A 23040-nucleotide genomic window follows, 5' to 3' on the forward strand; every position below is an offset into this window, starting at 1 on the left:
TTGCGACCTTCCCGCACGCTACTGGCCAGTTGCTGCGCCAGGGTGCAGAATGCTTAATTCGCTTAACTGAAGAAGCCTCCCGTCATGAGCAACACTTCCAGCCAAATGGACATCTCGCCGCTGCCTCAGAGTGGAGGCGATGAATTGCCTGACAACTGGCTGGATACCCTGGTCGGCTACGCGCTGCGCCGCGCCCAGATGAAGGTCTTCCAGCACCTGGTCGGCAACCTGGCCGAGCATGACCTGCGCCCGGCACAGTTCACCGCCATGGTGATCATCGACAACGAGCCAGGCCTGATGCAGGCGGATCTGGCGCGCCAACTGGCCATCGAGCCGCCGCAACTGGTGCCGCTGCTCAACAAGCTGGAAAGCCGTGGCCTGGCCCAGCGCGTGCGCGGCGTGCAGGACAAACGCGCCTATGGCGTATTTCTCACCAAAGCCGGCATCGCCCTACTCGGCAAACTCAAGGCCATCGCTGTAGCCAGCGATGAAGCGGCCACCGCTGCCCTGGACGAGGATGAGCGTGCGCAGCTGCTACGATTGCTGCATAAGGTCAACGGCTAAGGCGGCTTGGGATAAGCCGTTTGAAGGCAGAATCGGGCATCACTGATCCATTGTGGGAGCGGGCCATGCCCGCGAAAAATCACGGGCATGGCCCGTTCCCACCGGATAGGGGAACGGCTGCCCCTACTATTGCTACCGTTCCTCTACACGCCACACACCGGCGGATCGAGAGCGGCCGTCAAGCCAGAAACGCCAGCGGTGCACGAGCTGCTTCGATCCTAGCGATGCGCAGCTCGGTCTCCGGCAACAGATAGGTGAAGAAGAACCCCGCGCTGTCGAGCTTCTCCTGATACCAGGGATCCTCGACGAGCAACGGCGCAGCCAGGCGTGACGAGCGCGCCCAGGCGAACGCCAGCAGTACCCAACCGAGCAGATGCAGAAAATCGCCGGCGATTCGGTACGGGTACTCGCTGTCGCTCTCGGCATTCGCGAAGATTCCTTTCACCAAACCCTGCACATTGGCGCACAGCTTTTTCAACGAATCGGCATATTCGCCACCCGCCGCCACTTCCTGCTCGAACACCGCCAGCAACTCATCCAGAGCTGCGCCGCCATCGCCCAGCACCTTGCGCAATAACAGGTCGTTGGCCTGAATCTCGTTGCTGCCTTCGTAGATCATGGCGATACGGCTGTCGCGCAGGGTCTGCTCGATGGCGTATTCCGCGGTGTAGCCATAGCCGCCGAACACCTGCAGCGCCTCGCTGGCCAGATGGAACCCCTGGTCGGTGAAGAATGCCTTGATCACAGGCGTCAGCAGCCCGGCCAGGCGTGCGGCGCGCTGGCGTTCGCTTTCAAGCGCGGCATACTCGGCCTGATCGAGCAGGTGCGCGCCCCAGTAACCGATGGCGCGCAGTCCCTGGCTGACCGCGCGCAAACGCAGCAGCGCCAGGCGCATGGCCGGGTGATAATGGATGGGGTCGGCAGGCGCCGCGGCAACGCCTTCCGGTCGGCCTGGCGCACGCATCTGCCGACGTTCGCGGGCGTAATCCGCCGCATTCTGCCAGGCCGACTCGGCATGCCCGAGCCCCTGCAAACCAACATGCAAGCGCGCCGAGTTCATCATCACGAACAACGCGGCCAGACCGTGATTCGCCTCACCAACCAACCAGCCCTGGGCGCCGTCGAAACTCAGCGAGCAGGTGGCGCTGCCCCTGATGCCCATCTTGTGCTCGATGCCGTCGCAGCGCACGGCATTGCGACTGCCGTCGTCCAGCCGCTTGGGCACCAGAAACAGCGAGATGCCGCGGGTACCCGCCGGCGCATACGGCAAGCGTGCCAGCACCAGATGCAGGATGTCGTCGGTCAGGTCGTGCTCGCCGCCGGAGATGAACAGCTTGCTGCCGGTGAGATGGTAACTGCCGTCGTCCTGAAGCTCGGCGCGGCAACGCAACAGGCCAACGTCGCTGCCGGCCTGAGGCTCGGTGAGGCACATGGTCGGCAGGATTTCCCCGCTGACGATGGCGTGCAGATAGCGCTCCCTGAGCGCCTTCGGCGCATGGGCCTGCAAACAAAGGTAGGCGCCGTGGGCGATGCCGGTGTACATCGACCAGGCATGGTTACTGGCATAGAGCATTTCCTGCAGCGCGGCGTCCAGCACCTGCGGTAAGCCCTGGCCGCCGTGCTCGGGCGCACAGGCCAGAGCCGGCCAGCCACCCTCCACATAGGTGCGATAGGCGGCGGCGAAACCGTCTGGCGTACGGACCTCGCCGGCCTGCCAGCGACAACCCTGGCGATCCCCGCTGGCATTGAGCGGCGCCAGCACGCCGGAGCTGAAACGTGCGGCCTCCTCCAGCACCTGTAACGCCAGCGGCAGGTCGACCTCGGTGAATGCCGGTAGCTCGGCCCAGGCTGCAGGTGCCTGCAGCCAATGCTCGAGGACGAAACGCATGTCGCGCAGCGGCGTCTGGTACTGCCACATGGTCAACCTCCCTGTAGCGCAAACCTCAGGCCTGGTAGCCCGGGTTCTCGATCAGCAGCGCCATGCCCTGCCCGCCACCGATGCAGGCCGCGGCAATGCCGTAACGCAGATTGGCTTCACGCAACTGTCGCGCCAGGGTCATCACCAGGCGCAGGCCGGTAGCCGCCAGCGGATGGCCGAGGGCGATGGAGCCGCCGCGCCGATTCAGCCGAGAAGGGTTCAGCTCAAGCGCCTGACTGACCGCCAGCACCTGGGCGCCCTGGGCCTCGTTGATTTCCAGCAGACCGATCTCATCGAGTCCCAGGCCGCTGCGCTGCAGCAGCAGTTGAATAGCCGGCACAGGGCCGATGCCCATGATCTCCGGCGCCACACCAACCACACTGGAGGCACGCAGCAGCGCCAGAGGCGAACGTATGCAATCGGAGGCTCGCCCGACCAGCGCCGCCGCCGCACCATCGACCACCGCGCAGCTGTTGCCGGCGGTCTGCACACCGCCAGGGTGAATGGCGCTCAGGCGCCCCAGCGCCTCGGCATCGGTGGGTCGCGGGTGCGTATCCTGCGTCACCTCGGCAACTCGCCTGGGTAGCTCGATGCCGCGAGCCTGATAACCGTCCAGCTCGAAACGTTCATTGCCGACAGCGACGATCTCCTCGGCCAGCCAGCCGCTGTCGCGGGCCTGCAGAGCACGTTGATGACTGCCCAAGGCGTAGGCGTCCACCTGCTCGCGGCTGATGCCGTATTCGTGGGCCAGGCGCTCGGCGGTGGCGATCATGTCCACGCCCGGCGCCGGGTCCAGCAGAGCTTCCCAGAGAAAATCCTTGAAGCCGACCGGCGCGCCGAGACGAAAGCCGCCGCGGTGTTCATAGCTGGCAATCGGGTTGCGCGACATCGACTCGCTGCCCACGCATAGCGCCAGCTGCCCGCCACACTGCAAGTGCATGGCGCCCTGGCGCAGCAACTCCAGGCCTGTGCCGCAGATGCGCTGCACCGCCAGCGCCGGCACCTGCTGCGGCACGCCGCTGTATAGGCCGATATGGCGCGGCAACATATAGGCATCGAAACTGGCCTGGGCCATGGAGCCGGCGAACACGCCGTCCACCGCCGCCGGGTCAAGAGCAGCACGTGCCAGCACGGCGCGGCCGACCTTGATGCCCAGGTCGATAGGTGAGACCTGGGCCAGCGGCCCGTTCAGATCACTCCAGGGCGTGCGCAGCGCCTCGATGATGGCCACATCCTCGAATGCACTGAACTGGCCGCTGTTCACGGTCGCGACTCGGCACGCAGGATCGACTCGTCACGACCGCGGTACAGCGCTTCGACCTGCTCGGCGCGCCACTGCAGCACGGCACGCTGGTTGATCGAGCCCTTGTCGGTGATCTCGCCGCGATCGATGGACGGCGCCTGGCTCATCAGAGCGATCCATTCCAGCCGCGTGGCATTGCCGGTGGCCTCGCGGTTGAGGCGCTGCAGCCAATCGGCGAACCAGCCACGAACCGCGGCGCTGGCCAGCACCTCGGCGTCGCTGGCGTCCGCCGCCAGGCCAGAAAGTTGCCGGCATTCATAGAGGCGCGGGAACACCAGCAAGCCCAGGCATTCGCGGTCCGGCGCAGCGACCACCACGTCCTGCACGTAGGGCGAGCCTTCCAGCACGGCGCGGTTACGCAGCGGGCCGACGCTGACGAACACCCCGGACGACAGCTTGAAGTCTTCGGCGATGCGCCCGTCGAACATCAGGCCCAGTTGCGGATTGCGCGGGTCGGCCAGCTTGAGCGCATCGCCGGAGCAGTAGAAGCCGTCTTCGTCGAACACCTCGGCGGTCTGCTGCTCGGCACGCCAGTAGCCGGGCATGATGTGCGGCCCGCGAAAGCGTCCTTCCAGCTTGCCGTCGACCGGCACCAGGCGCACCTCGCAACCCGGTGCCGGCAGGCCGACATAACCGGCCATGGACAGCGGCCCGGTGGTGAAGGTGCACGACGGCGACGCCTCGGTCATGCCCAGGCCGGCCATCATGCGAATGCGCTCACCGCAATGCTGCTCGGCGATGCGGTCGAGGCGGTCCCAGATGCTCTGGGACAGCCCGGCGGCGGCGAAGAAGAACAGCTTGATGCGTGCGAAAAAGCGCTCACGCAGTGCCGCGTCCTGCTCCAGGGCGTTGACCAGCTCTTCCCAGCCCTTGGGCACAGTCAGGTAGGCGGTCGGGGAAATCTCGCCCAGGTTGCGCAGGGTTTCGGCCATGCCCTGGGGCGTCGGCTTGCCTTCATCGAGATAGAAGGTGCCGCCGTTGTAAAGCACGATGCCCAGGTTGTGGCTGCCGCCAAAGGTGTGGTTCCACGGCAGCCAGTCGACCAGCACCGGCGGCTCTTCCCCGAACACCGGGAAGGTCTGCAGCAGCATCTGCTGGTTGGCGCAAAGCATGCGCTGAGTGGTGACCACCGCCTTGGGCAGCTTGGTCGAGCCGGAGGTGAACAGGAACTTGGCGATGGTATCCGGGCCGGTGGCGACGAAGGCGGCTTCGGCCTCGGCGCCGCCTGGCTGGGCCAGGAGGCTGGCGAAATCGATGGTGCGCCGCCCTGCCACATCGCCCCTCACGGTGACTACTGGCACATCAACGGGCAGCACGGCGTCGATGGCGCGCTGGAATGGCGCAGCATTGTCGACGAATACCAGGCCCGGCCGCAGCAGGTCGCAAACATGGCGCAGCTTGGCGTGATCCTGGGACATCAGCGAATAGGCTGGCGACACCGGGCAGTACGGGATGCCCGCGTACATGGCGCCAAGGGCGATCTGCAGGTGCTGCAGGCCATTACCGGAAAGAATCGCCAGGGGGCGCTCGGCGCTCAGCCCAAAGCCGAGCAGACACTGAGCGATGGCGCGCACCGCGTCGAGCATCTGTGCATAACTGGTGTGCTGCCACTCGCCACTCTCGCCGCGCACGGCCAGAAAGGTCTGCTCGCCACGCACCTCAGCCCAGTGCACCAGTCGATCGAGCAAACGCGGCGGCAAGGGCGCCAGCGGTTCCAGCGAGCGCATGTGCAACACACCCTGACGCTCGCTGACCTCAACGGCCGAACGGCCGATGGACACCTGGCGATAACGCGGTCCGGAATTGGCGTTCACTTCGTTTCTCCACGCGGGCGACTGACTCGCCCCTGTTGTTCTTGTCGTCACGCAGCACCGCACCGCCTCGTCATCGAGGCAGCCGGTACACGCAGGAATGTCGCAAACGCTGGGCTAGATCGGGTAATGCCGCGGGCCATTCTGCAGGGTCACCCAGCGCAACTGGGTGAACTGTTCGATGGCCGACTTGCCGCCGAAACTGCCGTAGCCACTGGCCTTGACGCCGCCGAAGGGCATCTGCGCCTCGTCGTGCACGGTCGGCCCGTTGATATGGCAGATGCCCGACTCGACGCGCTGGGCAAGGGCCAGCGCGCGGGTGGTATCGCGACTGAAGATCGCCGACGACAGGCCGAACTCGGAGTCGTTGGCCAGGCGCAGCAACTCTTCGTCGCCACTGCCGCGCAGCACCACGGCAACCGGCCCGAAGGACTCCTCGGCATACAGGCGCATCGCCGGGGTGACGTGGTCGAGCAGCGTCGCCTGCATGATGCTGCCCTCGACCTGGCCGCCAGCGATCAACTTCGCGCCCTTGCCAACGGCATCGTCGACCAGCGCCTTGATGCGCTCGCCTGCCGAGGTGTCGACCAGCGAGCCGAGCACCGAAGCGCTGTCGGCCGGGTCACCGGCACGCAGGGTAGCGATCTTCGCTGCCAGTTTGGCGACGAAGGTGTCGGCCACTTTGCTATCGACCACCAGGCGCTCGGTGGACATGCAGATCTGCCCCTGGTTGAAATAGGCCCCGAACGCCGCGGCTTCGACGGCGGCGTCCAGGTCGGCATCGTCGAGTACCAAGAACGGGGCCTTGCCACCGAGCTCCAGCAGAGCCGGTTTGAGGTGCCGGGCGGACAGCTCGCCGACGATGCGCCCGACCTTGGTCGAGCCGGTGAAGTTGACCCGCCGTACCGCCGGGTTGGCAATCAGCCGTTCGACGATCGCCGCGGCGTGGGCCGGCGCGTTGCTGATCACGTTGACCACGCCGTCACCCAAGCCGGCATCCTGCAGCACCTGGCCGATCAGCCGGTGAACGGCGGGGCTCAGCTCGGACGCCTTGAGCACCACGGTGTTGCCGCAGGCCAGCGGCATGGCGATGGCGCGAGTGGCGAGAATCACTGGGGCGTTCCACGGCGCGATACCCAGCACCACACCGCAGGGTTGGCGCAGCGCCATGGCGAAACTGCCGGGCACGTCGGAAGGAATCACCTCACCGTTGATCTGAGTGGTCAGCGACGCCGCCTCACGCAGCATGTTGCTGGCCAGGTGCACGTTGAAGCCGTACCAGTTGGCCATGGCCCCGGTTTCCCCGGCGGCGGCGATGAACTCGCTGGCGCGTGCCTGCATCTGCTCAGCCGCCTTGAGCAGGCGCGTGCGCCGTTCGTTGGGCGCCAGCGCGGCCCAAGCGGGAAACGCGGCCTGGGCGGCAGCCACCGCAGCGTCGGCATCTTCAAGGGTGGCGGCGGCGACGCGCGATACCACCTCGCCGGTTACCGGGTTACGACGTTCGAAGGTGCGCTCGTCGCGGGAGGGGCACGAGCGGCCGCCGATCAGCAGGGGCACGTCCAGCATGGTGATTCCTCATTGTTGTCGTTGTCGGAAACGCTCGCGACGCCATGGCGGACGCCGCGTAATACAAGCCTAGGCGATCAGCGCTTGTAGGCCTGCAGACCGGGCTTGATGGTCTTGTCGTCGAGGAACTGCTTCATACCCTGCTCGCGACCGCCTTCTTCGTCCAGCAAACGCGACTGGTCGAGCTTGGCGTACAGGTAATCCTCGTTCTGCTCCCAGGTCAGCTCGCGGCAACGCTTGAAGCCGTGCTTGGCAGCACGCAGCACCACCGGGTTCTTTTCGAGCAGGTTGCGCGCCAGTTCCAGAGTGGTGTCGCGCAGTTGGGCCAGCGGCACGCTTTCGTTGACCAGGCCCATCTCGGCGGCCTTCTTACCGTCGAAGGTCTTGCCGGTCATGATGTAGTACAGCGACTGGCGATGGCCCACGGTGTCGGCCATAGCCTTGCTGACCAGGTTGCCCGGCGGGATGCCCCAGTTGATTTCCGAGAGACCGAAGGTCGCCTCGTCGGCGCAGATCGCCAGGTCACAGGCCACCAGCGGGCTGAAACCGCCACCGAAGCACCAGCCGTTGACCATGGCGATGGTCGGCTTGGCGTACATGCGCAGCAGTTTCCACTGCCACTGCGAGGCTTCGCGGCGGATCTTCTCCTGAAGAATCTCCGGGCCGGCGTCCACTTCGCGGAAGTATTCCTTGAGGTCCATGCCTGCGGTCCAGGACTCGCCAGCACCGGTCAGCACCAGTACGCGGGCCTCGGCGTCCTGCTCCAGCACCTCGAGGATCTCGACCATCTCGCGGTTGAGGGTCGGGCTCATGGCGTTGCGTTTTTCCGGGCGGTTGAGGGTGACCCAGGCGATGCCTTCTTCGACATCGACCTTGACGGTTTGCCAGCGGCCTTCGTACTTGCTCATGGGGAATGCTCTTGTTTTGGTTGTCGATGAACAGAAGCTAATCCTGAAAAATAGTTATGTCAATTAACTATTAATCAAAATCACCATCTATGCCGAATTCGGACACTCACCTTCCAAAGCCGCCTGTTCACACGTCCGAATAACCTCGAATCGGTCACATTGGCGCTTCGCTATAGCCAAAGGCTTACACGACGGCGCGCCGGTTCGCTCTGGTGACACCCCGGCCCGCGCCGTAATCTATGCCCATACCTGCAGCACAGGACGTGCTCAGGGTCATGGATGACGTGACCATAGCTAGGATGGCAGCCGACAGGATGTTGGCATTGGTCAGTAAAAGCCCGCTTCGGCGGGTTTTTTATTACCTGTAGAAAAGTGCGGCGGCGCAAGGCCGCCGCAGCACCGGTCATTTCACAATGAAGCCGTCGTAAATCACCGTCTTCTGCAGGCGCATCGCGCTGCCGACTCCGACCATGCCGTTGAGCCAGCTGTAGCGTGGGTCGCCGGTCTCGAACTGCATGGTGATGCGGAAGTAATACTGCGACGGGTCCACCGGCTCGCCCTTGGCCACCTTGCGCAGTACCTCGGCCGGGCCGTGGCGAAAGCCCTTGGTCTGCAGATAGACCAGGGCGCCGTCATCGGTCTGCAACAGGTAGCGGGTGTCGATGATTGCCAGGCCATTGCTGTCGACCAGCTGCCAGTCGGCGCCATTGTTGAGAATCTTGCCCTTGAAGCCAGGGCCGTCGAAGTGCCCGCTGGTGATCGGAATGATCCGCCGCTGGCCTTGCGGGCCAACGGCACCGAGCTCCCAGACCGGCGCTTCGAGGTTCACGGTGAAGCGCGCCAGGGGTTCGAGCTTGAGCGGCGGCGGCGTGCTCACATCGGCATTGCCCAGGCTGCTTGCCAGGCATAGCAACAGGCCAATCAATTGCGTCAGTCTGCTCATCGGTCAGCGCCTTCAGTGCGATGTCGTCGATGCGCCTGGCGCTTCGGCAGCGCGCCGCCGGCTCATGCCGAGCACCACCAGGGCAGCGATCACCAATCCAGGAGAGGCTGCCAGCAGCACACCGGTGGTGCCGGCGCCCGCGGCGAGAATCTGCCCGGCAGCCAATGGGCCGGAGACCGAGCCCAGGCGCCCCACCGCCACCGCAGCACCTACGCCAGTTGCACGCACCGAAGTCGGATAGGCCGGCGGCGCCAGTGCGTAGAGCACCAGTTGCGCCGCGATGATGAACAAGCCAGCCGCGAACCCGGCAATCGCCATGGCCAGCATGCCCGACGCCAGGCCCAAACCAGCCAGTGACGCCAGCACGCCGCCATAGGCGAATAGCACCACGCCGGTACGACCACGACGATCCAGCAGCACGCCGCCGAGCAGCGAACCGATGGCGCCGCCGATGTTGAACAGCATCTGGATGGTGCCAGCCTGGGGCTTGCTGAAGCCCTGCGCGAGCAGCAGCGACGGCAGCCAGTTGAGCAGCATGTACATCACCGTCAGGGTGAAGAAGTAGCTGACCCACAGCGCCAGCGTGGCACCGGCACGGCCCTCGCCGAACAGCGCCTGCACGGTAGATTCGCGCGCTGGCGCAACGCCCTGGTGCTGCTCACGGAAGTCCCGCGACTCGGGCAGCGCGAACACCAGCAGCGGAGCGATCAGCAGTGGCGCCACACCGCCGACGATGAATACCGTCTGCCAGCTTTCACCACCGAGCATGCCCACCACTGCCGCGATGGCGCCGCCCAGCGGCACGCCGCAGTACATGATGCTGATGGCTGTGCCGCGGCGACGCTCTTCCACTGCTTCGGCGCACAGGGCGATCAGATTCGGCAGCGCGGCGCCCAAGCCCAGGCCGGTCATCAGGCGCGCCAGCAGCAGGCCGTTGACGCTGGTGACAAAGGCCGTCCACAGGGAAAAGATGCCGAACAGGATGACCGCGCCGATCAGCACGCCCTTGCGACCAATGCGGTCGGCCAGCCAGCCGCCAAAGAACGCCCCGGGCAGCAGGCCGATGATGCTGGCGCTGAACATCCAGCCCATCATTTTCTGATCCAGTTCGAACGCCTGGCGAATGCCCGCAGCGGCGATGCCCGCCGATTGCAGGTCCAGCCCTTCGATGAGCGCGACGATAAAACACAGCGTGACGGTCAGCGTCGAACGACGCGATGACGTATCCATGGGTAACCCTCGATTTTATTGTTGTTGTGGTCGCTCACAGGGCACCGAAAGGAGCAGCCTGCGAAGCCTGAAAAAAGATTAACAAAGATAATGGATAACGAAAGTAATCCAGCCTGACCGCCTAATTCGGTGATAACCGAGACGGATCAATCACTTAGCTAAGAATTTTTATTAACCTACAAAATAATTAAATTATTTAACGTTCGATTATCGAGCAAAGCGAATTGACCACCCACCATTGCCTTTCCATTCTCGCCCCACGCAACGCGACCAGCGCTGCCTCCACCGCCCACATCGGCGGGGCGAAAAACAACAATAAAAGGACAATGACATGCACAACCTCCGGGCGCTCGATTCCCGTTCAATTCGCCGCGGCTCACTGACCAGCCTGCTGCTGGCCCCCGCCCTGTTCGCCGGCCACGCCCTGGCCGACGGCTTCGTCGAAAACAGCAGCGCCAAGCTGACCACCCGCAACTACTACATGGATCGCGACTACAAGGACGACGGCGCCAAGTCGGCGGCCCGCGAATGGGCCCAGGGTTTCATCCTCAAGATGGAGTCCGGCTACACGCCGGGTAATGTCGGCTTCGGCCTGGACGTCACCGGCCTGCTGGGCGTGAAGCTGGATTCCTCGCCTGACCGCAGCGGCACCGAGCTGCTGCCAGTTTCCGCCAGCAGCGGGCGAGCCGCCGACGAATATTCACGCCTGGCGCCGACCGCCAAGATCCGCGCCGGCAAGAGCGTGCTGAAGGTCGGCGACGTCTCGCCCTTCCTGCCCTCCATCGTCGCCAGCCCGGCGCGACTGCTGCCGCAGAGCTTTCGCGGCGCTTACCTGCAGTCCATGGATATCGAGAATCTGACCCTCAATGCCGGCTACCTCGACCGCATCAATCGCCGCGACTCCACCAACTACCAAGCAATGACGGTGGCCTCACCGAACCGACGCTTCAACCCGGCGGCAGAAAGCTCCCACGCGGCGTTCTTCGGCGGTGACTACCAGCTCAGCAAAGGCCTGAAGCTGCGCGCCTACCACACCTCGGTCGCCGACCTGTACCGCCAGGAATACTTCGGTCTGCTGCACGAGCTGCCAGTGGGGCCTGGCGTGTTCAGCACCGACCTGCGCGCCTTTATCAGCAACGAGGATGGCAGCGCCAAGGCCGGCAAAGTGGACAACCGCAACCTCGCCGCGCAGTTCGCCTACGCCCTCGATGGCCATCGCTTCACCCTGGGCTACATGCACCAGAGCGGCGACACGGCCAAGCCGTACATTTCCGGCACCGAGTCGATGGTGATCAGCGAGATGGCGATGAGCTCGGACTTCCTCAACCCCAAGGAACGCACCTGGCAGGCGATCTACGACTATGACTTCGCGGCTGCCGGCCTGCCTGGACTTAAGACGCGTCTGCGTTACCTGCGTGGCGACAACATCGAGCTGCCGACCCTGGGCGGCGCCGACCTCAAGGAGCGCGAACTGCAGATGGAGATCGGCTACGTGATCCAGAGCGGCACGTTCAAGGGCGTCGGCCTCAAAGCGCGGCACTCGATCTATCGCAACGACTTCGCTGCCGGTGCGGCCTTCCGCGACGAAAACCAGACCCGCCTGCACATCGACTACACCCTGGCACTCTGGTGAGGGAGCGGGCGCGAGGACCAACCTCGCGCCCGCTGCGGCTCAGGCCTGAGCCGGCGTCATCTGCTGCGGCTTCTGTGCCGGCAGCAAGGTCAACAACAGCACCGCTGCGGCCACAAACACCAGGGCAAACCAGGTGTACAGCTGCAGCGGCTGCCAGCCATCATCGAGCATCAAGCCTGCCACGGTAGGCGAGAGAATCGCCCCACCACGTCCGATACCAATCGCCCAGCCCACACCGGTAGCCCGTACCGAGGCGCCGTAGATCAACGGCGACAGCGCATACAGCCCGGCGACGCAGCCATTGGAGAACAGCCCGATCAGCAGGCCCATGCCCAGCGCGGCACTGAACGAGGAACCGAGACTGGTGAATACCACCAGCAGTACTGCGGTAATCAGCATAAAACCAGCGAGCACCCGCGTCAGGGAAAAACGCGCCGACAACAACCCCAGCAAGGTCGCGCCGAAGATACCGCCGATGCTCAGCAGCACACCGCCAGTGACGCCTTGCTGCACCGACAGGCCGGACTGGGTGAGCAGCTTGGGCGTCCAGCTCATGATGAAGTAAAAGCCGAACATCACCAGGAAGAACAGTACCCAGATCAGCAGTGTGCTGCGCCGTTGCTCGGGATCGAACAAGCGCGCGAAGGCGCCGCTGTTGCCGTGGCCACCGACCGGTAACGCCGGCAGTGCAGTCAGGCTCGGCCGATCCAGTTTCGCGGCCAGGCGGTTGACCCGTTCCAGCGCCTTGGCCGGCTGCCGGGAGAGCAGGAAGTCCAGAGATTCGGGCAGCCACAGCAGCACCGGCACGATGGCTGCGAAGGTCATCAGGCCGCCGGCGAAGAACACCGAGCGCCAGCCCCAGTGCGACAGCAGCCACACCGCCAGCAGACCGCCGAAGGTGGCGCCCAGGGCATAACCGGTGGATTGCAGGCTGACCGCCAGGCCGCGCCAGCGTTTGCTGGCGTATTCGCTGGCGATCACGTTGCTGCTGGCCAGAATGCCGCCGATGCCCAGCCCGGTCAGGCCACGCAGCAGCGCCAGCTGGGTGGGCGTCTGGCTGAGCGACGAAAGCAGCATGCCAGTGCCGGAAATCACCAGACACAGCAGGATCAGCGGGCGCCGACCAATGCGATCGGCCCAGGGCGCGATGAACAGCGAGCCGGCCGCCATGCCGAGCAGTCCGGCACTGAGCAGCATGCCCAGTTGCGCGCCGCTCAGCGACCAGTCGGCGGCCACCGACGAGGCCGTGAAGGCCATTACCAGCACATCGAAGCCGTCGATCATGTTGAGCACGACGCAGACGGCGATGGCGACCCACTGAAAGCCGCGCATCGGGCCCTGGTCGACGACTTGCCTGAGGTCGCTCATCGCGCACCTCCTGCAACCACTGCTGGATAAACAAGGAACGGCCTGCCACAGGCGGCAGCCGAGGGGAATGGACGAATAATCATCGGCGCAGATCCTGAATTGTTTTTATGGAACAGCCGTCGTAACCGTTGCAGAAATGGATCCAATTTTCAATCCATGCTGGCAGCGTCGTGGCGCCGAATCCGGTCCGCAGTCACGTCGAGCCCGTACCGTTCAAGGCCTTGCATAATCGCGAAGCCTTGAAGAATACGTTCGCTGATCGGACAGTTTGTTTTATTAACTATTTTCCCGAACCACCCTTGACAGTAGGCTGATTAAAAACCAACCATTGGATCCAATAACTCCAACAATAACCGAGGTCGTCATGTACCCGAAAAATGCCTGGTATGTAGCCTGCACCCCCGACGAAATTGCCGAGAAGCCTCTGGGCCGGCAGATCTGCGGGGAAAAGATCGTCTTTTACCGTGGCGCCGAAGGTCAGGTCGTCGCCCTCGAGGATTTCTGCCCGCACCGCGGCGCGCCGCTGTCGCTCGGCTATGTCGAGAACGGCAACCTGATCTGCGGCTATCACGGCCTGGAGATGGGCTGCGAGGGCAAGACCGTATCGATGCCCGGCCAACGAGTGCGCGGCTTTCCCGGCATTCGCGCCTTCGCGGCGGTGGAGCGCTATGGCTTCATCTGGGTGTGGACCGGCGATCAGGCACTGGCCGATCCGGCCACCATCCATCATCTGGAATGGGCGGAAAATCCCGACTGGGCCTACGGCGGCGGGCTATTCCACATCAACTGCGATTATCGCCTGATGATCGACAATCTGATGGACCTGACCCACGAAACCTACGTGCACACCTCCAGCATCGGCCAGAAGGAAATCGACGAAGCGCCGCCAGTCACCAAGGTCGAAGGCGATGAGGTGATCACCAGCCGCCATATGGAAAACATCATGGCCCCGCCCTTCTGGCGCATGGCGCTGCGCGGCAACGGCCTGGCCGACGACGTGCCGGTGGACCGCTGGCAGATCTGCCGCTTCAACCCACCCAGTCACGTGATGATCGAAGTCGGTGTGGCCCACGCCGGTCATGGCGGTTACGAGGCGCCAGCCGCGGTCAAGGCGGCGAGCATCGTGGTCGATTTCATAACCCCGGAGAGCGAAACCTCGATCTGGTACTTCTGGGGCATGGCGCGCAGCTTCAAGCCCGAGGACCAGGCACTGACCGACAGCATTCGTGAAGGCCAGGGCAAGATTTTCAGCGAGGACCTGGAGATGCTCGAACGCCAGCAGCGCAACCTGCTCTGGCAGCCCGAGCGCCAGCTGCTCAAGCTCAACATCGACGCTGGTGGCGTGCAGTCGCGACGCATCATCGACCGCCTGCTCGCTGAAGAGCAGGCCCTCGCCGCCCAGAAAATCGACGTCCGCCAGGTCGGCTGACCCCTGCCCGTCGCACGCCGCCCAGGTGGCGCGCGCCAGCCCTTACGAGAGCGCCACCATGATCGACGTCATCGTCACCGCCATTGAGCCCCAGGCCCAGGACATCCTCAGCTTCGACCTGGCCCGTGCCGACGGAGAACCGCTACCCGCCTTCAGTGCCGGCGCCCATATCGATGTGCACCTGCCGGACGGGCTGATCCGCCAGTATTCGCTGTGCAACCACCCCGAAGAACGGCACCGCTACCAGATCGCCGTGCTGCGCAGCGCCGATTCGCGCGGCGGCTCCATCGCCATGCACGGCCTCGAGCAGGGCGTGCGGCTGCGCATCAGCGAGCCGCGCAACCTGTTCCCCCTGCAGCACGATGCCAGGCGCCACCTGCTGATGGCCGGCGGTATCGGCATTACCCCGATCCTGTGCATGGCCGAACGCCTGAGCCACACCGGCGGCGATTTCACCCTGCACTACTTCGCCCGCTCGGCGCCGCAGGCCGCCTTCGTCGAGCGCCTGCGCCAGTCATCGTTCGCCGACCGCGTGCACCTGCATTTCGACGACGGCGAGCCGAGCAAACGCCCGGACACCGCCGCGCTTATCGGCCCGGCTCAGGCGCAGACACACCTGTACGTCTGCGGCCCAAGCGGCTTTATGGAACATGTGTTGGACAGCGCACGCGGGCTGGGCTGGGCCAACGACAACCTGCACCGCGAATACTTCAGCGCCGAGCCGGACGATCAGCCGAAAACCGGCTTCGAGATTCAGCTGGCAAGCAGCGGTGAAGTGTTGCAGGTGCCGGAAGGCGTCAGCGTGGTGGAGGTGCTGCGCGGCGTCGGCGTGGAGATTCCGGTGTCCTGCGAACAAGGCATCTGCGGCACCTGCCTGACCCGCGTTCTGGAGGGTGAGCCGGATCATCGGGATCTGTTTCTCACCGAGGATGAGCAGGCCGCCAACGACCAATTCACGCCCTGCTGTTCAAGGGCGAAAAGCGCGCGGTTGGTGTTGGATATCTGATCCCTGCCGGCAGCGATGGTGGGCTGAAGCCCACCAAATCGAATACACGACACCATCCTGAGCCGATTACCCAACACCGAGCTGGCGCGCCATCACCAAGGTGCGCTCATCGCCTTCGACCACTTCACGCACCACGGCATAGCCCAGCGCCGTATAGAAAGGCACCGCCGTCAACGAAGCAGGCACCCGCAAGCACTGCACACCAGCGGCCAGGGCAACACCTTCGACATAGCCCATCAGCGCCTTGCCCACTCCACGCCCCTGCATCTCGGGTAGCACGAACACCGACCTCACCACATCCCCAGCCAGGCTAGCGGTGGCAATCACACGCTCGTCATCGAGCGCGACGAACACCTGCCGTGATTTCATCAGCCCACGCACACCGCCAGCATCGAAATTGGCCGCCACTCGCTCGATCAGCTGCGACGGATAATCCGCGGCATTGCTGAGCCTTAAGGTCTGCACGATGACCCTGCTGATGGCTTCGGCATCCGCCTCCCGGGCCGGGCGGATCGCCCACTGCACCTCAGCCATCGCGCAGGATCGTCATCGCGGCTTCACCCGTTTCATCGCTCTGCATCGCCCGGGCGTAACGCATGGTGGCGTTGGCGTGCTCGCGCATGATGCCTTCGGCGCGCGCGCCCTGGCCGTTGACCAGTGCGTCGTAGACGGCGTGGTGCTGCATGTGGGCAAAGCTGAAGCGCCGGTACTCGCGCGCCATGTCGTTGCCATCCACGGCCAGGGAGCTGACCGAGGCGAACGGCAGGTGATCGTTGCGCGACAGCGCCACGGCGATGGCGCTGTTGCCACTGGCCTCGATGATCGCCTGATGGAAGCGTTTATTGAGGTCGTGGTAGATCTCCAGTTCCTCCATCACCACATGGCCCTTGTCGAACAGCTGATCGCCCTCCACCAGGCAGGCGTACAAGCGCTGCCGAGTGTCGTCACTGAGGCCGCGTTCGGCGGCCTGGCGTGCAGCCAGGCCCTCCAGCACGCCGCGCACTTCCACGGCGCCGGCTATGTCGTCGTCGGTCACCGCCCGCACCGTGTAGCCCCGGCCCGGCGCCTTGCACAGCAGGCCTTCCTGCTCGAGGGTGCGAAAGGCGATACGGATCGGCGTGCGCGATACCTGCAACCGCTCGGCGGTAGGGATTTCAGCGATGCGCTCGCCCGCCGCCAGCTCTCCCGAGGCGATCATCTGCCGTAGTGCCGCCAGCACCCGCTGTCCGGATTTGTACATCACGGCTTGTCCTCCAGCTGAACCCGATCGAGCGCTCGGCGAGCTGCCTTGCCGTAGTTTCGATTATCGACAAGACGCTCGAGAGCGGCCCGCGCCGCTGGAAGTCGCCTGTTCTGCTCCAGCAGGGAGAAGGCAGCGCTCTGAAACAGCACATAGCTCTCCTGCTCGATGATCGATAGGGCAAAGTTGATTTCATCAGCGCCTAGGTCGAGCAATGCCAGGCTATGGATGCAATTGACGACCAGGCTGTCGTCCTCGCTGTCGCCGGCATTTATGAGCTGGATAAGCGCGCTGCGGATGAACGCGTCATCGTAATCGCCCCGGTAAAGACCCAGAATCTTGGCCGCCTCGATCCTCACATCATCATCCTGATCACTGGTCACTGGTCACGACGCTGAGCATGAAGGTCGCCAGCGACTGATCGAGCGGCTGCTGGAACTCACGCAAGAAGCACTGCTTGCCGCCATCATCGAGTGAATGAAAGTGATCGACGAGCGCCTGGGAAGCCTGCATATCCATCTCGCTAAACATGTAGTCGGGATGCGTCATCGTAAAACACCGCACGCCGCTGAAAGGAGCACATCCGGTAACTTCATCGATCCGCGCGCCATCGCTGCAGTGCCCAGCCGGCCAGGCCGGCGGACACCACTTCGAACAAAATCGCCCACAGGTTGAAGGTCTGCTGCGCACCGCCATCGAGCCACAGGCCGGCGATGCGCCCCAGCGCCAGACTGGCGTAGAGCACCAGCAGCAGGATCAGGGCCGGGCGGGTCAGCTCGGGCCGCCACAGGGCCAGGGCGAGAAACACCGCCAGGCCGACCGGCAGGGCGCCGTACTGGGCGCGCACGTCGGTGACCGCGGACGACTCCATCAGCAGCATGCCGCTGACCGCACCCATTTCCTGGGGCCACAGAAAGTAGGTGCCGCCGAAGCCGGCGAGCAGCAGCAATTGCACAACGAGAAATAGACGAGCAACGGGCATGGCTTGGTCCTCCGGGCACGTGGGCGCAGCATAGGCCACTCAGCGCTGTTGCCGGAAGGCGCTGGGCGTCAACCCGGTAAGGCGTTTGAAGAACCGCGAGAAATACGCCGGCTCGGAAAACTGCAGGGCATCGGCAATCTGACTCAGGGTCATCGACGAGTACACCAGCAGGCGCTTGGCCTCCAGCAACTGGCGCTGATGCACCAGGGCCTGGGCGCTCTGCCCGGCGTAACGGCGGGTCATGCTGTTCAGGTGCGCAGTGGTGATACCCAGGCGCCGGGCGTACTCCTCGACCGACAACTGCTCGCGAAAATGCTGCTCCACCAGACGGTTGAACGCCGCCAGATGCTGCTCGCCCCGGGCCGGTCGCTCAGCGGCCTGACGCCCCAGTACCTGGCGGCCAAGCCACACGGCGATCATGCCGATCAGCGACTGCAGCAGCAGGTTGCGCGCCGGCGCGCTCTGCCCGTATTCGCGGTCGATGGCATCGAACAGGCCATCCAGATAGGCGCGGTCGCCGCCGACCGGATACAGCGCCGAGGTGCTGAACACCGGGTGCTGGGCGCCGAGCTGCGCTTCCAGCTGCGCCACCAGCGGCGCTGCCAGGGTCAGCACGTAGCCGTCGACGTCATCGGAAAACTGGAAGCCGTGCACGCATAACGGCGGCAAGACCTGCAGCGCCACGTCGGTGATGCGCGACTGCACACCTTCCACCTCGATCAGCGCCGAGCCCTGGCGCAGGTACAACAGCTGCAGCAGATCGGGATGACGGTGCGGCTCGATCACCCAGTCGTGCAGACGGCTGCGCTTGGGAATCGACTCGCAGTGCAGCAGGTCCGGCGTCGGCCACTCCAGGGCATCGCCATACAGCTTGAATGCCGGAACGGCGATCTGCGGCTGGCTCATGGGGCGCTCCCAAAAAATGGCCGATAGGCGAACGGAGTTTATGAAAGTCCAAGTAAACGACGTGAATTTGCCTTATCCAAAGGCCAAGGCCAATCAAAAATACAAGCACAACGGTCCAAACAACAATATCGAGGACGCCATGAAAACCTCCGTCGCCATCATCGGGGCCGGCCCGTCCGGCCTGCTGCTCGGCCAGTTGCTGCACAACGCCGGCATCGACACCGTCATTCTCGAACGCCAGAGCCCGGACTACGTGCTCGGTCGCATCCGCGCCGGGGTGCTCGAACAGGGCATGACCGACCTGCTGCGCGAAGCCGGCGTTGGCGCCCGCATGGACCGCGAAGGCCTGGTGCACGACGGCTTCGAGCTGGCCTTCGACGGCCGCCGCGAACGCATCGACCTCAAGGGCCTTACCGGCGGCAAGACGGTGATGATCTACGGCCAGACCGAAGTCACCCGCGACCTGATGCAGGCCCGTGAGGCAAGCGGCGCCGTGACCCACTACCAAGTCAGCGACGTGCAGTTGCATGACCTCAAGGATGACGCGCCTTATGTCAGCTACCAGAAGGACGGCCAGGCCCATCGCCTGGACTGCGATTACATCGCCGGTTGTGACGGCTACCACGGCGTATCCCGGCAATCGATACCCGCCGAGACCCTCAAGGTGTTCGAGCGAGTCTATCCGTTCGGGTGGCTCGGCGTGCTGGCCGACACCCCGCCGGTGGCCGAAGAGCTGATCTACGCCAGCCACCCGCGTGGCTTTGCCCTGTGCAGCATGCGCTCGCCGACGCGCACCCGCTATTACGTGCAGGTCGACGCCGACGAGAAGGTCGAAGACTGGTCAGACGAGCGTTTCTGGGCTGAGCTGAAATCGCGCCTGCCGGCCGACACCGCGGCCAACCTTGTGACCGGGCCGTCCATCGAGAAGAGCATCGCGCCACTGCGCAGCTTCGTGGTCGAGCCCATGCAGTACGGCAAGTTGTTCCTGCTCGGCGACGCCGCCCATATCGTGCCGCCCACCGGCGCCAAGGGCCTCAACCTGGCCGCCAGCGACGTCAGTACCCTGTACCGCATTCTGCTCAAGGTGTACCGCGAACGGCGCCCCGACCTGCTGGAGCGTTACTCGGCGATCTGCCTGCGGCGCATCTGGAAGGCCGAGCGCTTCTCCTGGTGGATGACCAGCCTGCTGCACAACTTCCCGGATACCGATGCCTTCACCGCGCGCATGCGCCAGACCGAGCTAGACTACTTCGTCGGCTCCGAGGCCGGGCGCACCAGCATCGCCGAAAACTACGTGGGGCTGCCCTACGAACCTGTCGAATAGGTAAACAACCGCTGGCGGCGCTATGCTCGCGGGATCTTTCCGGAGGATTCCAGCATGCGCCCACTGCTTCTTGTCGCCAGCCTGTTCGCCGGCCTCGCCCAGGCCGCCGGGCCGCTGACCATCGATGTACATCGCGATGCCAACTGCGGCTGCTGCAAGGGCTGGATCAGCCATCTGCAGGCCAACGGCTTTACCGTGAACGACCATATCGAGACCGACATGCACGCGGTCAAGGAGCGCCTCGGCGTGCCCGAGCGCCTGGGCTCCTGTCACACCGGAGTGATCGACGGCAAATTCGTCGAAGGTCACGTGCCGGCGGCCGACATCCTCAAACTGCGCGAGCGCCCCGATCTGCTCGGCATCGCCGCGCCCGGCATGCCCACCGGCTCGCCGGGCATGGAACGGGGCAATATTCGCGACGCCTATCAGGTGATTGGATTGGACGCACAAGGCGGCGAAAGCGTGGTCAGTAGTTATCCGGGCAACTGACTCGCCCCCTTTGAAAGGATATCGCCATGCGCTGGAAACGAGCTCGCCACAGTGACAACGTCGTTGACGCCCGTGACGGCGGTGGTGGCATGCGCTTTGGCGGCGGGCGGGGGCTGAGCCTGGGCGGCATCGCCATTGTCGTGGTGGTCGGCTTGCTGATGGGCCAGGACCCGCTGCAGATCCTCGGCCAGCTCGCCGGCCAGGGCGGCTATAGCACGACCCAGGCCGATCGCCCGACGGCCAATGACGAGCAATCGGACTTCGTCCGCGCGGTACTCGGCGATACCGAAGACACCTGGCGCGCCATCTTCCAGGCCAACAGCCGTCAGTATCAGGACCCGAAACTGGTGCTGTTCGACGGCGGCGTGAACTCGGCCTGCGGTTTCGCCAGCTCGGCGGTCGGTCCCTTCTATTGCCCGGGCGACCGGCAGGTGTATCTGGACCTGAGTTTCTTTCGCGATCTGGAACAACGCTACGGCGCAGCCGGCGACTTTGCCCAGGCCTACGTGATCGCCCACGAAGTCGGCCACCACGTGCAGACGCTGCTGGGCGTGTCCGCCAAGGTCGATGCGGCGCGCCAGCGTGGCGAGAACCTGGAGGGCGCCAGCGGCCTGCTGGTGCGCCAGGAATTGCAGGCCGACTGCCTGGCCGGCATCTGGGCGCACCACGCCCAGCGCCGCCTGGACTGGCTGGAGCCCGGCGACCTGGAAGAGGCCCTGAACGCCGCCAACGCCATCGGCGACGACCGCCTGCAGCAACAGGCCCGCGGCCGGGTGGTGCCGGACTCCTTCACCCACGGCACCTCGGCACAACGCGTGCAATGGTTCACCACCGGCTTCGAAAGCGGCAAGGTCGGCGCCTGCGATACCTTTTCCAGCGCTCGTCTATGATTCGTGGTGCAGGCATACTTCACCTTTTTCATGGCCGAGCACTTCTTACATGCGCATTCTCGTCACCGGTGGCGCGGGCTTTATCGGCTCCGCGCTGATCCGTCACCTGATCAAAAACACCGATCATGAGGTGCTCAACCTCGACAAACTGACCTACGCCGGCAACCTGGAATCGCTGCGCGAAGTCGAGAACGACCCGCGCTATCGCTTCCTGCAGGCGGATATCGGCGATCAGGCTGCAGTCAGCGAGGCGCTGGCGAACCTCCAGCCCGACGCCATCATGCACCTGGCGGCCGAGTCCCACGTCGACCGCTCCATCGACGGCCCGGCGGCTTTCATCCAGACCAATATCGTCGGCACCTACGCGCTGCTCGAAGCCACCCGTGCTTACTGGGCCAAGCTAGACGAGCCCCGTCGCCAGGCGTTTCGCTTCCATCATATTTCCACCGACGAGGTATACGGCGACCTGCACGGCGTCGACGACCTGTTCACCGAAACCACGCCCTACGCGCCCAGCTCGCCCTACTCGGCCAGCAAGGCCGCCTCGGACCATCTGGTGCGCGCCTGGCAGCGCACCTATGGCCTGCCGGTGCTGCTGACCAACTGCTCGAATAACTACGGCCCGTATCACTTCCCGGAAAAGCTGATCCCGCTGGTGATCCTCAACGCCCTGGATGGCAAACCGCTGCCGGTGTATGGCAATGGCCAGCAGGTGCGTGACTGGCTGTTCGTCGAGGACCATGCCCGCGCCCTGTTGCAGGTGGTCACCCGCGGCGTGGTCGGCGAGACCTACAACATCGGCGGCCACAACGAGCAGAAGAACCTCGACGTGGTGCACGCCATCTGCGACCTGCTCGACGAGCTGCAACCGCGCGCAGCCGGTTCCTACCGCGAACAGATCACCTTCGTCACCGACCGCCCCGGCCACGACCTGCGCTACGCCATCGACGCCAGCAAGATCGAGCGCGAGCTGGGCTGGATCCCCGAAGAAACCTTCCCCAGCGGCCTGCGCAAGACCGTTCGCTGGTACCTGGACAACCTCGACTGGTGCCGCCGCGTACAGGACGGCAGCTACCAGCGCGAACGGCTCGGCGCCCCCAAGGAGCAGTAATCGATGAAAGGCATCATCCTCGCCGGCGGTTCCGGCACCCGGCTGCACCCGATCACTCTGGGCCTGTCCAAGCAGCTGCTGCCGATCTACGACAAGCCGATGATCTACTACCCGCTGTCGGTGCTGATGCTCGCCGGCATCCGCGAAATCCTGGTGATTTCCACGCCCCACGATCTGCCACAGTTCAAGAAGCTGCTCGGCGACGGCAGCCAGTTCGGCCTTGAGCTGAGCTATGCCGAACAGCCGGAGCCGGACGGCCTGGCCCGTGCTTTCATCATTGGCGAAGAATTCATCGGCGACGATTCGGTGTGCCTGATCCTCGGCGACAACATCTTCCACGGCCAGCACTTCACCGAAAAACTGCTGCGCGCCGCAGCTGCCGACAAAGGCGCCACGGTATTCGGCTACTGGGTCAAGGA

Annotated in this window: 23 protein-coding genes; 9 read left to right on the forward strand and 14 right to left on the reverse strand. The window is 64.5% G+C overall.

Annotated elements, in window-relative coordinates:
• Positions 1–105 precede the first annotated feature (105 nt).
• Positions 106–564: a MarR family winged helix-turn-helix transcriptional regulator gene (locus FB481_RS20115; protein WP_147177537.1), complete on the forward strand. Its 459-nt coding sequence runs from the start codon at positions 106–108 to the stop codon at positions 562–564.
• A gap of 178 nt (positions 565–742) precedes the next feature.
• Here the strand turns inward: FB481_RS20115 and FB481_RS20120 are convergent, their stop codons facing one another.
• The 7 genes from FB481_RS20120 to mhpT form a co-directional block, all read right to left on the reverse strand.
• On the reverse strand, positions 743–2482 hold the full coding sequence (locus FB481_RS20120) for an acyl-CoA dehydrogenase family protein (protein WP_147177512.1): 1740 nt from the start codon (positions 2480–2482) through the stop codon (positions 743–745).
• Between the two features lie 25 nt (positions 2483–2507).
• Positions 2508–3746 carry a thiolase family protein gene (locus FB481_RS20125; RefSeq protein WP_147177513.1) on the reverse strand — a complete coding sequence of 413 codons (1239 nt, stop codon included), beginning with the start codon at positions 3744–3746 and terminating at the stop codon, positions 2508–2510.
• A complete protein-coding gene (locus tag FB481_RS20130; protein ID WP_147177514.1) occupies positions 3743–5599 on the reverse strand; it encodes a feruloyl-CoA synthase in 1857 nt (618 codons plus the stop codon). The genes FB481_RS20125 and FB481_RS20130 overlap by 4 nt, the downstream gene beginning before the upstream one ends.
• Before the next feature lie 114 nt (positions 5600–5713).
• Complete coding sequence (locus tag FB481_RS20135) at positions 5714–7162, reverse strand: aldehyde dehydrogenase (RefSeq protein WP_147177515.1); 1449 nt, start codon at positions 7160–7162, stop codon at positions 5714–5716.
• Positions 7163–7239: 77 nt separating this feature from the next.
• Positions 7240–8070 (reverse strand): p-hydroxycinnamoyl CoA hydratase/lyase, encoded by an 831-nt coding sequence (locus tag FB481_RS20140; protein WP_027910143.1) that lies wholly within the window; start codon positions 8068–8070, stop codon positions 7240–7242.
• A gap of 403 nt (positions 8071–8473) precedes the next feature.
• Positions 8474–9013: a DUF3237 domain-containing protein gene (locus FB481_RS20145; RefSeq protein ID WP_147177516.1), complete on the reverse strand. Its 540-nt coding sequence runs from the start codon at positions 9011–9013 to the stop codon at positions 8474–8476.
• Between the two features lie 12 nt (positions 9014–9025).
• Positions 9026–10243, reverse strand: a complete 1218-nt coding sequence (gene mhpT, locus FB481_RS20150; RefSeq protein WP_147177517.1) for a 3-(3-hydroxy-phenyl)propionate transporter MhpT — start codon at positions 10241–10243, stop codon at positions 9026–9028.
• A gap of 331 nt (positions 10244–10574) precedes the next feature.
• Between mhpT and FB481_RS20155 the strand changes: the two genes are divergently transcribed.
• Positions 10575–11876 carry an OprD family porin gene (locus FB481_RS20155; RefSeq protein ID WP_147177518.1) on the forward strand — a complete coding sequence of 434 codons (1302 nt, stop codon included), beginning with the start codon at positions 10575–10577 and terminating at the stop codon, positions 11874–11876.
• Positions 11877–11915: 39 nt separating this feature from the next.
• Here FB481_RS20155 and FB481_RS20160 read toward each other — a convergent pair whose 3' ends face one another.
• Entirely contained in the window at positions 11916–13244 is a 1329-nt protein-coding gene (locus FB481_RS20160; protein ID WP_147177519.1) for an MFS transporter, read from the reverse strand.
• 364 nt (positions 13245–13608) lie between these two features.
• Here FB481_RS20160 and FB481_RS20165 point away from each other — a divergent pair, with 364 nt between their 5' ends.
• Positions 13609–14673, forward strand: coding sequence for an aromatic ring-hydroxylating dioxygenase subunit alpha (locus tag FB481_RS20165; protein WP_147177520.1), 1065 nt, complete (start codon positions 13609–13611; stop codon positions 14671–14673).
• 58 nt (positions 14674–14731) lie between these two features.
• The gene (locus FB481_RS20170) at positions 14732–15679 is read left to right on the forward strand and encodes a PDR/VanB family oxidoreductase (protein WP_147177521.1); all 948 of its coding nucleotides are present in this window, start codon (positions 14732–14734) and stop codon (positions 15677–15679) included.
• Between the two features lie 66 nt (positions 15680–15745).
• Here the strand turns inward: FB481_RS20170 and FB481_RS20175 are convergent, their stop codons facing one another.
• From FB481_RS20175 to FB481_RS20195, 6 genes are read right to left on the reverse strand one after another with little or no spacing between them, the layout of a single operon-like run.
• Complete coding sequence (locus FB481_RS20175; RefSeq protein WP_147177522.1) at positions 15746–16213, reverse strand: GNAT family N-acetyltransferase; 468 nt, start codon at positions 16211–16213, stop codon at positions 15746–15748.
• Positions 16206–16919: a GntR family transcriptional regulator gene (locus FB481_RS20180; protein ID WP_147177523.1), complete on the reverse strand. Its 714-nt coding sequence runs from the start codon at positions 16917–16919 to the stop codon at positions 16206–16208. The genes FB481_RS20175 and FB481_RS20180 overlap by 8 nt, the downstream gene beginning before the upstream one ends.
• Positions 16919–17302, reverse strand: coding sequence for a hypothetical protein (locus FB481_RS20185; protein ID WP_147177524.1), 384 nt, complete (start codon positions 17300–17302; stop codon positions 16919–16921). Before FB481_RS20185 ends, FB481_RS20180 begins: the two co-directional genes overlap by 1 nt.
• Positions 17292–17468, reverse strand: coding sequence for a hypothetical protein (locus FB481_RS23250; protein WP_178109909.1), 177 nt, complete (start codon positions 17466–17468; stop codon positions 17292–17294). The genes FB481_RS20185 and FB481_RS23250 overlap by 11 nt, the downstream gene beginning before the upstream one ends.
• A 43-nt stretch (positions 17469–17511) precedes the next feature.
• Positions 17512–17901 (reverse strand): DUF4345 domain-containing protein, encoded by a 390-nt coding sequence (locus FB481_RS20190; protein WP_147177525.1) that lies wholly within the window; start codon positions 17899–17901, stop codon positions 17512–17514.
• A 39-nt stretch (positions 17902–17940) separates the two neighbouring features.
• A complete protein-coding gene (locus FB481_RS20195; RefSeq protein WP_147177526.1) occupies positions 17941–18807 on the reverse strand; it encodes a helix-turn-helix domain-containing protein in 867 nt (288 codons plus the stop codon).
• A 139-nt stretch (positions 18808–18946) separates the two neighbouring features.
• Between FB481_RS20195 and pobA the strand changes: the two genes are divergently transcribed.
• The 5 genes from pobA to FB481_RS20220 form a co-directional block, all read left to right on the forward strand.
• A complete protein-coding gene (gene pobA, locus FB481_RS20200) occupies positions 18947–20131 on the forward strand; it encodes a 4-hydroxybenzoate 3-monooxygenase (RefSeq protein WP_147177527.1) in 1185 nt (394 codons plus the stop codon).
• A gap of 54 nt (positions 20132–20185) precedes the next feature.
• Positions 20186–20620 carry a DUF411 domain-containing protein gene (locus tag FB481_RS20205; RefSeq protein ID WP_147177528.1) on the forward strand — a complete coding sequence of 145 codons (435 nt, stop codon included), beginning with the start codon at positions 20186–20188 and terminating at the stop codon, positions 20618–20620.
• 26 nt (positions 20621–20646) lie between these two features.
• Positions 20647–21510 (forward strand): neutral zinc metallopeptidase, encoded by an 864-nt coding sequence (locus FB481_RS20210; protein WP_147177529.1) that lies wholly within the window; start codon positions 20647–20649, stop codon positions 21508–21510.
• Positions 21511–21559: 49 nt separating this feature from the next.
• The gene (gene rfbB, locus FB481_RS20215; RefSeq protein ID WP_093507161.1) at positions 21560–22621 is read left to right on the forward strand and encodes a dTDP-glucose 4,6-dehydratase; all 1062 of its coding nucleotides are present in this window, start codon (positions 21560–21562) and stop codon (positions 22619–22621) included.
• A gap of 3 nt (positions 22622–22624) precedes the next feature.
• A partial coding sequence (locus tag FB481_RS20220; RefSeq protein ID WP_147177530.1) for a sugar nucleotidyltransferase occupies positions 22625–23040 on the forward strand: 416 nt, incomplete at its 3' end.

Origin of the sequence: Pseudomonas sp. AG1028 (assembly GCF_007993955.1) — a bacterium.
Classification (GTDB): Bacteria; Pseudomonadota; Gammaproteobacteria; order Pseudomonadales; family Pseudomonadaceae; genus Aquipseudomonas; species Aquipseudomonas straminea.